This window comes from Ornithinibacillus caprae (genome assembly GCF_009728145.1).
In the GTDB taxonomy this organism is placed as follows: Bacteria; Bacillota; Bacilli; order Bacillales; family Amphibacillaceae; genus Ornithinibacillus; species Ornithinibacillus caprae.
Genome location: NZ_WOCA01000018.1, coordinates 14,365 through 28,204, shown reverse-complemented (window position 1 = coordinate 28,204; position 13,840 = coordinate 14,365). Strand labels below are relative to the sequence as shown.

Annotated in this window: 17 protein-coding genes and 1 pseudogene; 10 read left to right on the top strand and 8 right to left on the bottom strand. The window is 33.0% G+C overall.

What is annotated here, in order from left to right; translation table 11 throughout:
* Window positions 1–16 precede the first annotated feature (16 nt).
* Window positions 17–214 carry an alpha/beta-type small acid-soluble spore protein gene (locus GMD78_RS17630; protein WP_155670728.1) on the top strand — a complete coding sequence of 66 codons (198 nt, stop codon included), beginning with the start codon at window positions 17–19 and terminating at the stop codon, window positions 212–214.
* A gap of 84 nt (window positions 215–298) precedes the next feature.
* On the opposite strand, the gene GMD78_RS17625 is transcribed toward GMD78_RS17630, so the two are convergent.
* Window positions 299–829: a CueP family metal-binding protein gene (locus GMD78_RS17625; RefSeq protein WP_155670725.1), complete on the bottom strand. Its 531-nt coding sequence runs from the start codon at window positions 827–829 to the stop codon at window positions 299–301.
* 174 nt (window positions 830–1,003) lie between these two features.
* On the opposite strand from GMD78_RS17625, the gene GMD78_RS17620 reads away from it, so the two are divergent.
* Both GMD78_RS17620 and GMD78_RS17615 read left to right on the top strand, forming a co-directional pair.
* Window positions 1,004–1,471: an NUDIX hydrolase gene (locus GMD78_RS17620; RefSeq protein WP_155670723.1), complete on the top strand. Its 468-nt coding sequence runs from the start codon at window positions 1,004–1,006 to the stop codon at window positions 1,469–1,471.
* A gap of 14 nt (window positions 1,472–1,485) precedes the next feature.
* Window positions 1,486–2,100 (top strand): hypothetical protein, encoded by a 615-nt coding sequence (locus GMD78_RS17615; RefSeq protein ID WP_155670720.1) that lies wholly within the window; start codon window positions 1,486–1,488, stop codon window positions 2,098–2,100.
* Window positions 2,101–2,391: 291 nt separating this feature from the next.
* Here the strand turns inward: GMD78_RS17615 and GMD78_RS17610 are convergent, their stop codons facing one another.
* The 6 genes from GMD78_RS17610 to GMD78_RS17585 form a co-directional block, all read right to left on the bottom strand.
* Entirely contained in the window at window positions 2,392–3,390 is a 999-nt protein-coding gene (locus tag GMD78_RS17610) for a hypothetical protein (protein WP_155670718.1), read from the bottom strand.
* A gap of 106 nt (window positions 3,391–3,496) precedes the next feature.
* Window positions 3,497–3,712 carry a DUF3797 domain-containing protein gene (locus GMD78_RS17605; RefSeq protein WP_155670716.1) on the bottom strand — a complete coding sequence of 72 codons (216 nt, stop codon included), beginning with the start codon at window positions 3,710–3,712 and terminating at the stop codon, window positions 3,497–3,499.
* Window positions 3,713–3,768: 56 nt separating this feature from the next.
* Window positions 3,769–4,002: a hypothetical protein gene (locus GMD78_RS17600; RefSeq protein ID WP_155670713.1), complete on the bottom strand. Its 234-nt coding sequence runs from the start codon at window positions 4,000–4,002 to the stop codon at window positions 3,769–3,771.
* Between the two features lie 134 nt (window positions 4,003–4,136).
* Window positions 4,137–4,277 carry a hypothetical protein gene (locus GMD78_RS17595; protein WP_155670711.1) on the bottom strand — a complete coding sequence of 47 codons (141 nt, stop codon included), beginning with the start codon at window positions 4,275–4,277 and terminating at the stop codon, window positions 4,137–4,139.
* Window positions 4,278–4,304: 27 nt separating this feature from the next.
* Entirely contained in the window at window positions 4,305–4,793 is a 489-nt protein-coding gene (locus GMD78_RS17590; RefSeq protein WP_155670709.1) for a hypothetical protein, read from the bottom strand.
* A gap of 2 nt (window positions 4,794–4,795) precedes the next feature.
* Complete coding sequence (locus tag GMD78_RS17585) at window positions 4,796–4,948, bottom strand: FbpB family small basic protein (protein WP_155670811.1); 153 nt, start codon at window positions 4,946–4,948, stop codon at window positions 4,796–4,798.
* Window positions 4,949–5,443: 495 nt separating this feature from the next.
* On the opposite strand from GMD78_RS17585, the pseudogene GMD78_RS17580 reads away from it, so the two are divergent.
* Both GMD78_RS17580 and GMD78_RS17575 read left to right on the top strand, forming a co-directional pair.
* A pseudogene (locus tag GMD78_RS17580) lies at window positions 5,444–5,859 on the top strand (transposase); the annotation flags it as partial.
* Window positions 5,860–6,341: 482 nt separating this feature from the next.
* Window positions 6,342–6,755: a hypothetical protein gene (locus GMD78_RS17575; RefSeq protein ID WP_155670705.1), complete on the top strand. Its 414-nt coding sequence runs from the start codon at window positions 6,342–6,344 to the stop codon at window positions 6,753–6,755.
* Between the two features lie 33 nt (window positions 6,756–6,788).
* Here the strand turns inward: GMD78_RS17575 and GMD78_RS17570 are convergent, their stop codons facing one another.
* Window positions 6,789–7,325 (bottom strand): redoxin domain-containing protein, encoded by a 537-nt coding sequence (locus GMD78_RS17570; RefSeq protein ID WP_155670703.1) that lies wholly within the window; start codon window positions 7,323–7,325, stop codon window positions 6,789–6,791.
* A gap of 937 nt (window positions 7,326–8,262) precedes the next feature.
* Here GMD78_RS17570 and GMD78_RS17565 point away from each other — a divergent pair.
* From GMD78_RS17565 to GMD78_RS17545, 5 genes are all read left to right on the top strand, one after another.
* On the top strand, window positions 8,263–8,721 hold the full coding sequence (locus GMD78_RS17565) for a hypothetical protein (RefSeq protein ID WP_155670701.1): 459 nt from the start codon (window positions 8,263–8,265) through the stop codon (window positions 8,719–8,721).
* Between the two features lie 936 nt (window positions 8,722–9,657).
* Window positions 9,658–11,232, top strand: a complete 1,575-nt coding sequence (locus GMD78_RS17560) for an ATP-binding protein (RefSeq protein ID WP_155670699.1) — start codon at window positions 9,658–9,660, stop codon at window positions 11,230–11,232.
* Between the two features lie 67 nt (window positions 11,233–11,299).
* Window positions 11,300–11,977, top strand: a complete 678-nt coding sequence (locus GMD78_RS17555) for a response regulator (protein ID WP_155670697.1) — start codon at window positions 11,300–11,302, stop codon at window positions 11,975–11,977.
* A gap of 315 nt (window positions 11,978–12,292) precedes the next feature.
* On the top strand, window positions 12,293–13,297 hold the full coding sequence (locus GMD78_RS17550) for a tripartite tricarboxylate transporter substrate binding protein (RefSeq protein ID WP_155670695.1): 1,005 nt from the start codon (window positions 12,293–12,295) through the stop codon (window positions 13,295–13,297).
* 75 nt (window positions 13,298–13,372) lie between these two features.
* Window positions 13,373–13,831, top strand: a complete 459-nt coding sequence (locus GMD78_RS17545; RefSeq protein ID WP_155670693.1) for a tripartite tricarboxylate transporter TctB family protein — start codon at window positions 13,373–13,375, stop codon at window positions 13,829–13,831.
* Window positions 13,832–13,840 lie beyond the last annotated feature (9 nt).

Here is a 13,840-nt window from a genome sequence, read left to right as displayed (position 1 = left end):
CAAGGAGTGATCAAGGATGGCAAGAAACAATAATAAATTGTTAGTGCCAGGTGCGCAAAATGCAATGGACCGCATGAAAGAGGAAATTGCAAACGAATTCGGTGTTCAGCCTGGGGCGGACACGACTGCACGTGAGAACGGATCTGTGGGGGGCGAGATGGTCAAACGAATGATCAAACTTGCCGAATCTAGTATGCAAAATTCAAAACAGTAGCATACGCGAAAAAGGAGCCTGTAAAGGGCTCCTTTTTGTTGTATATAACCGAATCGGATAAGAACCAAGCCGGTTGGCAAATATCTATAGTAACTGCAACGTTGTAATACAAGTACAATCATTTTCAAATGTAGAGAATTCTGACTCAACTACTTTTCCATCTTGTTTAATTGTAATGGAGTATGTTTTGTCTCGTGGTAGCCATAGGTCAAAAAATCCATTCTCCATGGTTGATAATGTTTCATCTACAACTACGTTACCTTCTGTATCTTCAATATAAACATCAAATTCTTCCTCGACCATTTCACCTTGACAACCTGTTAAGCTATGGTTTGTACATGGATGGGTTTCATTGATGTAGGGGGCGATAGATACGAAAAATTCTTCTTCAGGCAGTTCATAAACCGTTTCATTTTCATCATTTTCAGTTACGATTAATTGTGTTGATGTAATAGAAGCAGTTTCATCCTCAAAGTTACCAGTACTGTATTCTTGTACTAACTCTTTCATATTTTCTATATCGCTTTCTTGTACAGTGTTATCTTCGTCTGTATCCCCACAAGCTACTAACAAAAAAGCAAACAATAAACTAACTCCGATTGTTTTTAATTTCATGTAAGTCCACTCCTTGTCTCTTGCTATTTAGCATTATATCATGATCCGTATCACAAATAAGTAATTTCCTTCAGTTGACACAATTTCTACATTTTTAATCTAAATTAGATATTAGTTGATTATTTTTAACCAAAAGTTCAGAATGATTATACAAAAAGGAAAAGGGGTTGTGAAATGGATATTTCCACACGTATTGGAGAGGGAAAGTTTAATTTTCGTACTGGTGTAATCGCTATGGATGATGAACGTGTATTGTTACATAAAAATGAATATGATGAACATTGGGCACTTCCCGGTGGAAGAGTAGAAATGTTTGAAAGTACAGGGAAAACGGCTGTTAGAGAGATGAAAGAAGAACTAGATGTCGATGTTTCGGTTGAACGCTTATTATGGTTTACGGAAAACTTTTTCGATTTTGAAGGGGAAGCATTTCATGAGATTGCCGCTTATTATAAAGTAAGAATAGATGGTCCGATATACAAAGGTAAGGACCCTTTTTATGGGAAGGAAGGGGAGCGTGTATTGATTTACCAATGGTTCCCTATTAGTCAATTAAGTGAAATAGAATTGTATCCAGCATTTTTAAGGGAAGGATTAAACGATCTTCCAAAACACACAATGTTTCTGACAATAGATCAATAGGGGGAAAGATACTTATGGATGTTTGGTATGTAAGCTATGGTTCTAATCTATGTAAAGATCGATTTATGTGCTATATCAATGGCGAACGTCCACCTGGTGCTGATAGACCAGAAGTAGGTTGTACGGATAAAACGCCACCAAAGGCAAGCGGGAAAGTAGAAATGCCTTATGCTCTTTACTTCTCCAAGCAACGAAGTAAATGGGGATTAGGTGGAGTAGCGTTTATTGATCATTCCATAACGAAGAATGAGCCAACTATAGGTAGAAAGTACTTGATTACCGATGAACAATTTACTGAGGTTGTTGCCCAAGAAAATAATTGTGATTTTATTGATATTAACTTTCAAAAGGTAATGACTAATGGTTTCTTATCTATAGGGGATGGTTGGTATGGTAGGATCGTTTATTTGGGTGAACTGAATGGTGCTCCAATGTTTACGTTTACTACGAATGAACCAATGGGGAACATGGAAATAAATACGCCATCTGCAGCCTATTTGTCTACTATTGCTCAGGGAGTTATGGAGCTTGGTTATAAGCAAGATGAGATAATGGACTATTTTCTTAATAAGAAAGGAATCAAAGAAAACTTTACCAAAGAAACATTAAAAGAATTTCTCCGATATTAAAAAGCTAACACAGTTGGTTTTGTTTTGGAAAAAAATATACGATTTAGCATACTTAGGATAGGTTAATTACTTATTAAACAGACAGAAATACCTCATTTCTGTCTGTTTTTTAGTCTTACAATGAATAGGATTCACCATCAGCTGGTACGAGCACAGGATAGCAAATCTTTTTCATGAATAAAAGCTTTTAATAGCAGCTTAGAGAGCCTTTGAAAATCCAAGGCTTGTTGCTATTCGTCTTATTTCTCCATAGAATCGGAACTAATAAATTTTTCCGTTTACTTTCCATCTCTAAAAGTGTTTCCTAGCCAGTGCTGCAACTTTTTCTGGTGCTTTGTAGGTTAATCCTTCATCATGTATTACTTGGAAATAGTTGAAATCACTTGTATGTAGTTCGCCAAAGTCTAACCTAGGAATTAGTCGTGCGTGAATTGGTGAACCTGTATTGGCGAAGGTTAGTCCCATATTAAAGCTGGCTAATCCTTGTTCTGCTAGTGTAGCAAATATAGCTTGTAATCCTTTAGCAAAATGACTCCAGTCTTGGTCTGTTAGATCTTCTATGCTGCTTTTATCTCGAAAAATACTAATAAAATCATTATGTCCCTTTGGTGAATAGGCGTGTAACCAGGCAATATTACCATTCTCCCCAATCCACCTTTCTCCTACCTCTTTTTCGTATTGATATAAGGAAGACAAATAGTCTACTTCATGATTTTCCTGGAATGCTCTACATTTTCTTTCAAAGCGATTTTGATAGTTTGTTGCGGATTCTGAAATAATCACATGGAGATGTGGGTGTAACATACTTCCTCCTGATAATGGAAGGTAATTCCAATTGATTGAAATGTAAACGGGCTTTTCTTCTCGATCGATTACTCTTTTTATATAGGTTTGACAAGCTATAAAGGCATCCTTTAACAGAGATGTAGTGAATTCTTCTAGACGTATGAAATGCTGATCGGAAAAAATGGTAACACCATTATATTTACTATAGGGGAATAGATTTGGAAATACGATTGCTTTTCCATGAGTGATATTATCTTGCTCCTTTGAAAAGATTGGTGTCTGTTCATGAATGTTTTCTAGGCAAAATGGACAATTTTCCCCACCAGTTTTTTCTGCCATATCCGTATAATTAGGAGGTGTTAGCTTTATGCCGGGGTCAACTACAATACGTGATGATTCACCGGTTAATGGATCAAATCGTAATTCGGTTTTCCTTTCGATTTTCTCCCCATCACGTTTGTAGAATGTAAAAATTTCTTCTTGCTTTAAAAATAGAGAATCCAATGATAATTCCTCCTTTAGCTATATATCTCCATTATGTCCATATGTATATAAAAATAGTAAATGTTATAATCACAACTAGTTACATTGAAAAAAGTAAAAACCATACTTATTTATTGTATGGTTTTTCAGTTAAATATAATCTTCCTCTTGTAATATTTAAACCACATTTACAAGTTCTCTTGAAGTGATATTCATTTACTTCAAAAGCACCTTTACCAATTCCTAACTCATTACTTCCGCACTTCGGACATTTCTTATATCTACTTACCCACCACCAAATTTTTAATGAATTAATTTTATCAAATAATAATGTTTGCTTCATTTTAAATTCCCTCCCGAAAATTATAAAAGAATATCATGAATACTCTAAATATAACTTTATATACAAATAGCTGCATCAATCATATCAATATCAAAATAATGTATTGTGTTATTCTCAAAATCAATAAACTGAATTTGTTCACTATCTCGGTCATAATGTTGTACTCGACCTGTATAAGACAATGACAATTCTCTTTTTAATACAGTTATATCTAAATTTTGTTGGTATTTCTCTGCAGTTAATAATAAACTTATTAACCTAGATTGATTATTTAATTTTTTATTTTCCATAACGATTCTCCTAGCAAGTTGACTTTCTAAAGCAAATTCGCTCGTAGAAGTTCAAGATCTCATTCCTTGCATTCACTAGTTGTTCAATATCAAAATAATTATAATCCGATTTAAAACCTCTATAAATTTTAGGATTACTTACTACTCAAGATATAACTTACTTCTTTCTGTAAAGAGCCTATTTGTTCTTCAAATATTCCTTTTTGGGCATGTGCTATGACAAGATCTATTCTTTTTATTAATTTTTCAAGATAATCTTTTGCGTATAAAGCCATAGCATTTTCTCTCCATTTTAAATTTTTCTAAAACTGTTTCCAATTATTGATGATAATTGCTTGTTCATCTTTAATGCTTGAGACTTGTTTTTTTAAATTATCCTTATTTACTTTATCTTGATTAGCCATATCAACAGAATCTAAAAATAATTGATGCTGCTTATTTATAAGATTTGATAAAGACTGATTTATTTCAAAGAAATTAGGATTAACGTCATAGGGTTCAACCAGTTTAACCAATTCCCTAGATGATTCAATCACATTGTCTTTCAGAACTTTAGCAAACTGTCCATTCGAGGTATCTCCAGTATACAAACCATCTAATGAATTGTTATACGTACTCATTAATGAATTCGCTGTTTGTAATGCCTCTTGAAGATATGAGTCATATTCCTGAACTTCTTCTATTGAAATACCTTCTGCATATTGACCTTCCTCATTTTTAGAGCTAGAACATCCTGTAACTATTGTTAAAGTCGTAAAGATGGAAACTATAATTAATAATTTCTTTTTCATTATTATTCCTCACTCCCTTTTGTTTCCTGAACACTTCCTTCTATTCTTTGTTCAATTCTTTCTTCTAGCTTTGACAGATATTTTTTATCCTTCATGATCTCTTCTTTGTTGTTTCGAACTAACTCTTCATACGATACTTTAAATGTAGATTTCATCCAACCTCTCTCCTTTTCCAAAAAAATAAGCCCAAAAAACACAGCTTCCGCTACGTTAAATAGGCTTATCCTTTAGTTATTAATTTGTTAATGAAATTATACAACACCAATGGTTATTAAACAACTTCTTTAGCCGTAAGTTGAAACGGAATATAAGTCTCTAATGAATATAGAAACGATAAGCTGTCTTTAATAATTTCTTTTACCGACATATGACTAGGTGCATCTATACGATATCCGTTATCAAGATAAAGTTTTCGTTGGTAACTAGATTTTCTTGCATTAAGATAAGCAGTAGAATCACTGCTAAACCAACTATACTCCAATAATAACTCATTGGCTCCACCTAAGAAGTGAAAAGTTGGAAACTTAGAAAAAACTTGATTTAGTATATCTCTTACTAAATCTTTTCGTGATGGATAGGCTACACTAAGTTGGACAGATAAAATAAGGGCTTGTAAACTTAGACTATTAACTTAAGGGAGCCTGACTAAGATGACACGTCAACGTCGAACTTTTACACCCGAATTTAAACTGCAATTAGTGAAGCTTTATGAAAATGGTAAATCTCGTACAGATATTGCTAGAGAGTATGATATCACACCTTCTGCGTTAGATCGTTGGATAAAAAATCATCAGGAAACAGGTTCATTCGCCGCCAAGGATAACCGTTCTGAAGAGGAGAATGAACTGGCTCGATTACGTAAGGAAAATCAACGTTTAATGATGGAGAATGATATTTTAAAGCAAGCAGCGCTGATCATGGGACGAAAATAGATGTGATTCGAAATAACACTCACAAATATTCAGTATCAGCAATGTGTAACGTCCTCAATATTCCAAAAAGTACGTATTACTATCATGCCAATTCACATGGAAAACGTGTGCGGGAATCTAGTAAACCGATAATATACCGTTATCAAAGGGGGGTTCTATTTGAGAACCCCCTCAGCTTGTAGAGAAAGTAGGTGTTTTTTCTCTACAAGCTTTTTTAATTCTGTCATAACTATTTCATTAAGTAAGAAATTTTTATTGAAAATAAACTCCCAAACACACACCTAGAGGTTTTAGGAATTAATAACATAAATATTATCATAACCAAGACATACGCAGGCATTAAGATAATTTCTTTTTTTACCACTCTAACCACCTCAATTTTTTAAATAATTTACTCTTTTCTATTGAATTCGGGACGCTACCCGAAAATAAGGTGAATTATGAAAGGGTTTATTTTATTTAATTCAGTATCCATCGTAGTTTATTAATACTGTATGTTGGTCGCAATATTTTAAAAAGAAGATATTATTTAAATTATTAGATTTATTTTAATGCGCATGTTATGGTAAATATGATATAAATAACAAAAATTTACAAAAAGAAAGGAGGGAATTCTATGAGACTAAAATCTTCAATAGTTATTTCTTTAATAGTCGCACTTACTTTCATCGTAAATCCATCCCAGTCACTAGCTGATGGTACTCATAAGGTAAATAAAGATGGTGATGTATCGGTTTTCAGTACCAATGTAAATTTAAATAGAGGGCAATCGAGTGTAACATCATCTAGTACATACATATCTTCTGGCACTCAAATAGTACTAGGTGGAGCAACTAGAAGTGGTTCTTCTAGCGCTGTTTATTTAGACCTTCTAATTAATGGACAAACTCATGTTAGTATGCATCTTCCTACAGGAGGAGTACACAAAAGTAGTCTATTGAATGCACCTAAATCAGGAAATTATCAAGTTAGATTAAGATGTTCCAGCTCGTCCAACAACTGCGAAGCATATGGAGGAGTAGGATATTAAATTTAAGAAAGTATATTACCTTATAAGTCTTTCCTAAGGTAATATACTTTCTATAAATCTGTGTAACTGATCTTCATTTAATTCCCCTACGTAATGTTCTACTATATCGCCATCGGCATTAATGAAATAAGTTGTTGGTAAATAGTAAACCTTATATTCATTGCTGATAGATTCATCTTCTAACAAAATAGGAAAATTCAAGAGAGGATTGTCATTTAAAAAATTATTTATGGCTTCTTTGGATTCACCTACATTAACAGCTAGGATCTCAAAGTCTTGTTCTTTGTATTCATTGTAAACTTTTTGTATTAATGGCATTTCTCTTTTACAAGGTCCGCACCAACTTGCCCAAAAATTTATCATAATTCCTTTTCCCTTAAATTCATTTAGTTCAATTTCATATCCGTCTAGCGTGGAAAGTTTGAAATTAGAAGCTTTATCAGATTCAGTTCTATTTTCAGTTTTAGGGGTATCATTTATATTTAGAACTAAGATTACGATCAAACCAAAAAGTAAAAGAAAACCAGCGATTTGAGGAATTTTTTTAAAAATTATTATCTCTCCAATCATTTAATTAACTTTGATCCATACCTCTTTCTTCAATAACATTATAGCATATTCCTATTAGTTTTTGATTTCTTGGATTAAATTATAAAAAAATTGCAACAAATAAAGAGGACGATTTATTCAGATTCAAAATCCTGAGGCTACCCCTTTATATAGATTTAGAGCAATTCAATGTACTCCTAACTGAAAGCATCCCTGGATCACTCTAAGCCTATATATAAGGGGTTTTATTGAATTATACAATAATTTCAATCATTTTGATCGCAAGAATAAAGATAGAATGTACTAAATCTATTTATATAAAAATTCAATATAAAAAACAAAGAATATATAACAAATTTCCACTGCTAAATATTTTTAACTGTAGAATCTAATCTATTATAAAAAAACTCTTATGAATCAAAATAGAGCTAATAAAGACGTTTTAATCTAAATAATGTAATAAAAGGATATTAGTTATTTTAAAAAACTTCATACAAGCCCATTCTCGTTACATTAACAATCATTACAAATCAAATACATTTGTTTCCAATATGTTAAATCAACTTTCCTCTTAACATTTCCAATAACAAATCCCCCTTGGTTCCCATTGGAAGCCAGGGGGGATTAGAGTCCGAAAAATTATTTACTTCTTTGTTTTTTTTCATACACTTTTATTGAAATGAATGATGCTATATAAATAATCATTAAAATAATAGTTATTACTAGACTAATATTTTCTATAGCAAATATCGAAGAATTATTGTTTTTATATACTACAAAAAACGATATCATTAATATTGCATTACCAACCATTAATATAATTAGACTTTTTTTAAGTTTTTTCATAATTATCAATCCTTTTTTAAGTTTTTTTCGTTTGAATTATTAGACTTTTGAAACTACCATATGTTACTATGGTTCTAAGAAAGAAAAATAACATAGTATTAGGAGGCTAATTTTGAAAAGAAAAATTATTGTTTCATTCTTGTCCGTATTACTTGTTTCTAGCACTCTACTTGCACCAATTTCTTTTGCTTCTAATGATAAAGGCAACAACGACATTATTCAACCCCAAGCTATAACTTATCCAGTAGAAAAACCAATCCATGACACTGCTTTTATTTCAAATTCTCAACTTGGAGAAATGCTAGACCAGAGAAGACAATCAGTAGGTTGGTTCTCTATAATAACTACACTTGCATCTCTCATCCCAGCCTTTACTGCAGTCGGTGCAGCAAATGGTGTAGCAGTAGCATTTAGTGGTATGAGTGAAACACAACTTGAAAGAGCTTATCGAAATGGTAATGATATATATGTTGCCATTTTAAATGCTAATGGAGAACCTACAGGTAGTTTATCTAAAGAAGCTGTAGTAGTTCCTTCTGGCGTTCCAATTATTTTTTCTTATCAACCTTAATAGAAATTTATTTTAAAAAGGACTTTAACTAATATATTGGTTAAAGTCCTTTTAATGCAAATATATAGGGTTCTCAGAGTCTATTAGTCTTAAGTTTAATAAGCTCTTCTAGGACATGTTGACTTTACCAAGCCATATAGTAAAAACCTTGTGCTTTGCCCAAACCCATTGTGGAACTCTTCCCCATCCCCCCTCTAATCGAAGTCCCCAACCCCTCAAATCCTTGGAGGTTCAGGTATAGCGAGTTCGTAAACTCCTTAATTCTTGGTCGTGAAAACCATCCTCCCTGCGATTACCGTTGACAAACACCATATAAAGCAATCCTGTAAATTTGTTAATTATTATGCTCTTTCCTCCTAAAATATAAAAAGTCCTAGTGTTATATAGGACTTTATTTTTTCCTCATATTTTAGAACCTTTATTATCAAGAATTTTTTCACACTTATGTCATTATGTCAATATACAAATAACACAAAAACATAATATTTCAAAATGTCACTAAGTGTATGATGTAATATACTAAAACAAATATAATAACAAAAGAGTTCCAATAAAATGCATCCTTTGTTGAACTCTTTTTTAAATTATTAATTATATACACCAAAAACCGTGCGGTATTTAAATATATATATATAATTATGCACGACCTCAAATTTAAGAATTTATGAGTGCATGGCTAAAAAAGTATAAATATATCAATTTTTTTAGATTATAAATTTTACTTTTCACTTTTAAACGAAAATCAAAAAATCAAATTTGATTCTCGAGCAAATCTCGAATTTCATTTATTCTCTCAATTAAATCCTTATCGCGTTTTTCTAAATGATTGTGTATAAATTTATTCTCTAGCAACATGCTGTATAAACAGTAATGTATAATTATTTAAAGTATTATGATAAATTTACTGTATAGATATTAGGGGGAATCTTATACACCATGCAGAAGATTTCGTTGAAAACAAAAATTCTCGTTTTAATTACAGGATTAATTGTATTGGTCACGATATTATTAACTGCGATCAATGCATATTTGGAGTCCAAAGATATTGAAGAACAAATTGGACAGCAGGCACTTCATGTAGCAACGACGATATCTGTTATGCCAACAATTGTTGAGGCTTATAAATTAGAAAACCCTTCTGAAGTTATACAACCGATTGTAGAAGAAATTAGAGAATTCATAGGTGCGGAGTTTATCGTAGTTGGAAATCACGACAGTATTCGCTATGCGCACCCTGATGAAGAAAAAATAGGCAAGAAAATGGTAGGTGGAGATAATGACCGAGCCCTACTGCATGGGGAATACTACACGTCTAAAGCAGTTGGAAGTTTAGGTCCTTCATTAAGAGGGAAAGCTCCTATTTTTAATAAAAATGGTGAAGTGATCGGAATTGTATCAGTTGGTTTTATGGTAGATGATATCAGAACGATCGTATTTAATCGGTTATTAAAAATTAGTGGAGCATCACTCATCGTTCTATTGATTGGTATTATAGGAGGAATCCTTTTAGCAAAAAATATCCGTAAAGAAATATTTGGATTAGAGCCATATCAAATTGCTTCATTATTCCGTGATCGAAATGCAATTTTATCTTCTGTGAAAGAGGGTATTATTGCTATTGATCATCAAGGTATGATTACGATGATGAATGAATCGGCGCAGCGCATTTTGGGTTTATCAAAGGATCATGTACATAAACGGATTGAAGATGTATTTCCAAATACGAGGATGTATCATGTGTTAAGCTCTGGTGATACAATGAAAGATGATGAAATGATCTTGAATAATCGTCAGGTAATTGTAAATCGAACTCCAATTGTAAGTGATGAAGGTAATGTAGTTGGGGTGGTTGCTAGTTTTAGAGATAAAACGGAGATTAATGAAATGCTTACTACATTAACAGAGGTTCGAAAGTATTCCGAAGATTTACGTGCACAGACACATGAATTTACAAATAAATTATATGTATTATCCGGTTTGCTTCAGTTGGGGCACTATGATGAAGCAATTGAACTCATTCAGACAGAGTCCAAAATGAATATTGTTCAAAATAAAGTGTTGTTACAACAGATTCAAGATCGAACGGTACAAGCTATTTTATTAGGTAAGATTGGCAAAGCTTCCGAGAAAAAAATAGATTTTAAGATTGATGGGAATAGTCATTTGAAAAAGTTACCAAAGCATATTGATTTATCAAAACTTATAACTATTTTAGGTAATTTACTAGATAATGCAATGGAAGCTGTGGAGCATAAAGATGAAAAAATTGTAACTTTTTTTGTAACAGATATAGGTAGAGATGTTGTATTTGAAGTATCGGATGGTGGAGATGGAATAGCTGAAGAACAGGTGGAACGATTATTCGAACTAGGTTATTCGACGAAACAAGGAAATGACCGTGGATTCGGACTTGCGCTTGTTAAACAAACGGTACATGAGCTTGGTGGCCATATTGAGTTTCATAATCAATCAAATGGTGGTGCAGTCTTTTCTGTCTTTCTACCAAAGTAAAAATAAGGTGTGTTTTCAAACAAGTTGGGGTTTTCTTCACATCTAACTAGTATAAAGGGGGAAGAGTATGATCGATGTGATTATCGCAGAGGACGATTTTAGAATTGCTAATATTCACGAGGAGTTTCTGAAAAAGCTAAACGGCTTTAAAGTAGTTGGAAAAGCGTTAAATGGGCAGGAAACAATAAAACTAGTATCTGAAAAAAAGGTCGACCTTATCCTACTAGATATATATATGCCTGATATTCTGGGGTCTGATTTAATTCAAGAGATTCGTAACATCGATTCTAATATCGACATAATTATGATTTCTGCTGCAACAGAAACGGATATCGTTGGAGAAGTTATTCGAAATGGAGTATTTGACTATATTATCAAACCAGTGAAAATGGATCGTTTTATTGAAACGCTAGAACGATATAAGGATATGAAGGAGAAATTAGAAAACAAAAAAGAAGTTGATCAATCCTTTTTAGATAACTATTTTGGTCGTCATTCGGATGAAAACTCATCAATTAAACAAACACCGAAAGGAATCGATCCATTAACACTAGAAAAAATAAAGGAAATCCTCCATCAAATTAAGGAAGGTATTACAGCAGAAAAAATGGGAGAAGAAATTGGCGCCTCTCGGACAACGGCAAGGCGTTACTTAGAATACTTAATTTCAACAGGTGATATTACAGCGGAATTGGAATACGGTATTGTTGGTAGACCAGAGCGTCGTTATCAGTTGAAAAAGTAAAGGAAGTACAAAACAAAGTATAGCGCTATAATAGCAGGGGAATTCATTTATGAATTTTTCTGCTATTTTTGTATGCTGTATGTGGGAATTTATTAGAAGGAAAAAAACGAGCTGAATGAGATGAGAAAAGTCTTTCTTGGAGGATATGAACATATCTATAACAGAATCTCGTGAACAAAATGAACAAAATAGATAAAAAGAACATTTTATTTTTTATTTTGGAAACGGTTACATCATGTGAATATTCACTTATATTGGAACACAAGGCTAGTGTTTTAATTTTACAAGTAATAAGACAAGGGGGAATTATTTAAAATGAAAAAATATTTGTTAATGTTATTATTTGTATTTCTCACCGTTCTTGCGGTTGCATGTTCCAACGATGAAACATCAAATGGAGATGCTAATGGTGACTGGGAACCTGAACAACCAATTGAAATTGTAGCGCCAGCTGGGGCAGGTGGCGGTTGGGATACAACTGCTAGAATGGCTGCTAAAGTTTTCAGTGAAGAGGGAATCATTGAAGAAGATATTGGTGTAGTTAATAAGCCAGGTGGCGGTGGAGCTGTAGGTTGGGCTTATATCGCTGGACATGAAGGTAGTGCACATAATTTATTTGTTGCATCTCCACCACTTATCTTAGTTCCACTAAATGGGCAATCCGAGTATGGGTATGATGATTTTACACCACTTGCTAATATGATTGCTGATTATGGTGCATTCGCAGTAAGAGAAGACGCGCCATGGAATGATTTAAATGAGCTATTTGAGGATATGAAGGAAGATCCTGAAAGTATTTCAGTAGTTGGTACATCTTCTCCTGGTAGTATGGACCACATCCAATTTGTGCAAATTGCCAAGGCTGCTGGTGTTGATGTAACAAAAATAAAATATGTAACGGACCCTGAGGGGGTTGGGTTAACGCAGCTACTTAATGGAAGTGTGGAAGTATTCTCTACAGGTGTTTCTGAAACTATTGAACAAGTTAAAGCTGGCACAATTAAGGTTTTAGGTGTCACTGCTGAAGAAAGACTGGAAGGAGAAGTATTAGAAGAATTCCCTACAGCAATTGAACAAGGAATTGATGCTACATTCGTTAACTGGCGTGGATTCTTTGGACCACCAAATATGGATGAAGCGGCAGTTAAATATTATGAAGCTAAATTTAAAGAGCTAAGTGACTCAGAAGAATTTGCTGATATCCGTAGTCAATATGGATGGAATGAAATGTACATGGATAGCGAAGAATATAAATCTTTCTTAGATGAACAAAATGAAGAAGTTCAATCATTATTAGATGAATTAGGACTAGGAGAATAAAAAAACCTGTGTGTGAAGTCAATGATTACGGTCATTGGCTTCCACTTCTATATTTAGCATTTAGGTGGTGACAACATGTTAAAAACGTTAAATCAAAAGGTCAGTCTTGTTTTACTAGCGATTGCTGCTGGGTATTTATTACTTTCCTACCAACTGCCATCTTATCCATATGCGATTGTTGATGCAGATGTTTTACCTAAGGGATTGGGATATCTGTTAGTCATATTAGTTATTGCTTTATTTTTTACAAAGGATTCTGAAACGGAAGAACAAAAAGCAAGAAGAAATATTCCTAAAAAGGACATATTAGCTTTACTAGCTGTTTTTGCCTTTGTGTTCTTTTATATCTTTTTATTAGAAATTTTAGGCTTTGTTTTGACAACAGCATTATTTATTTTCTTCTGTTCGTGGTTTTTAGGATATAAAAAACATCTAACCAATATTATTGTTGCTGTGTTATTTCCATTATTTATGTATTTTACATTTACTGAATTTCTCCAAATTAGTTTACCACAAGGAATTTTACCGTTTTAAGGAGGGTAG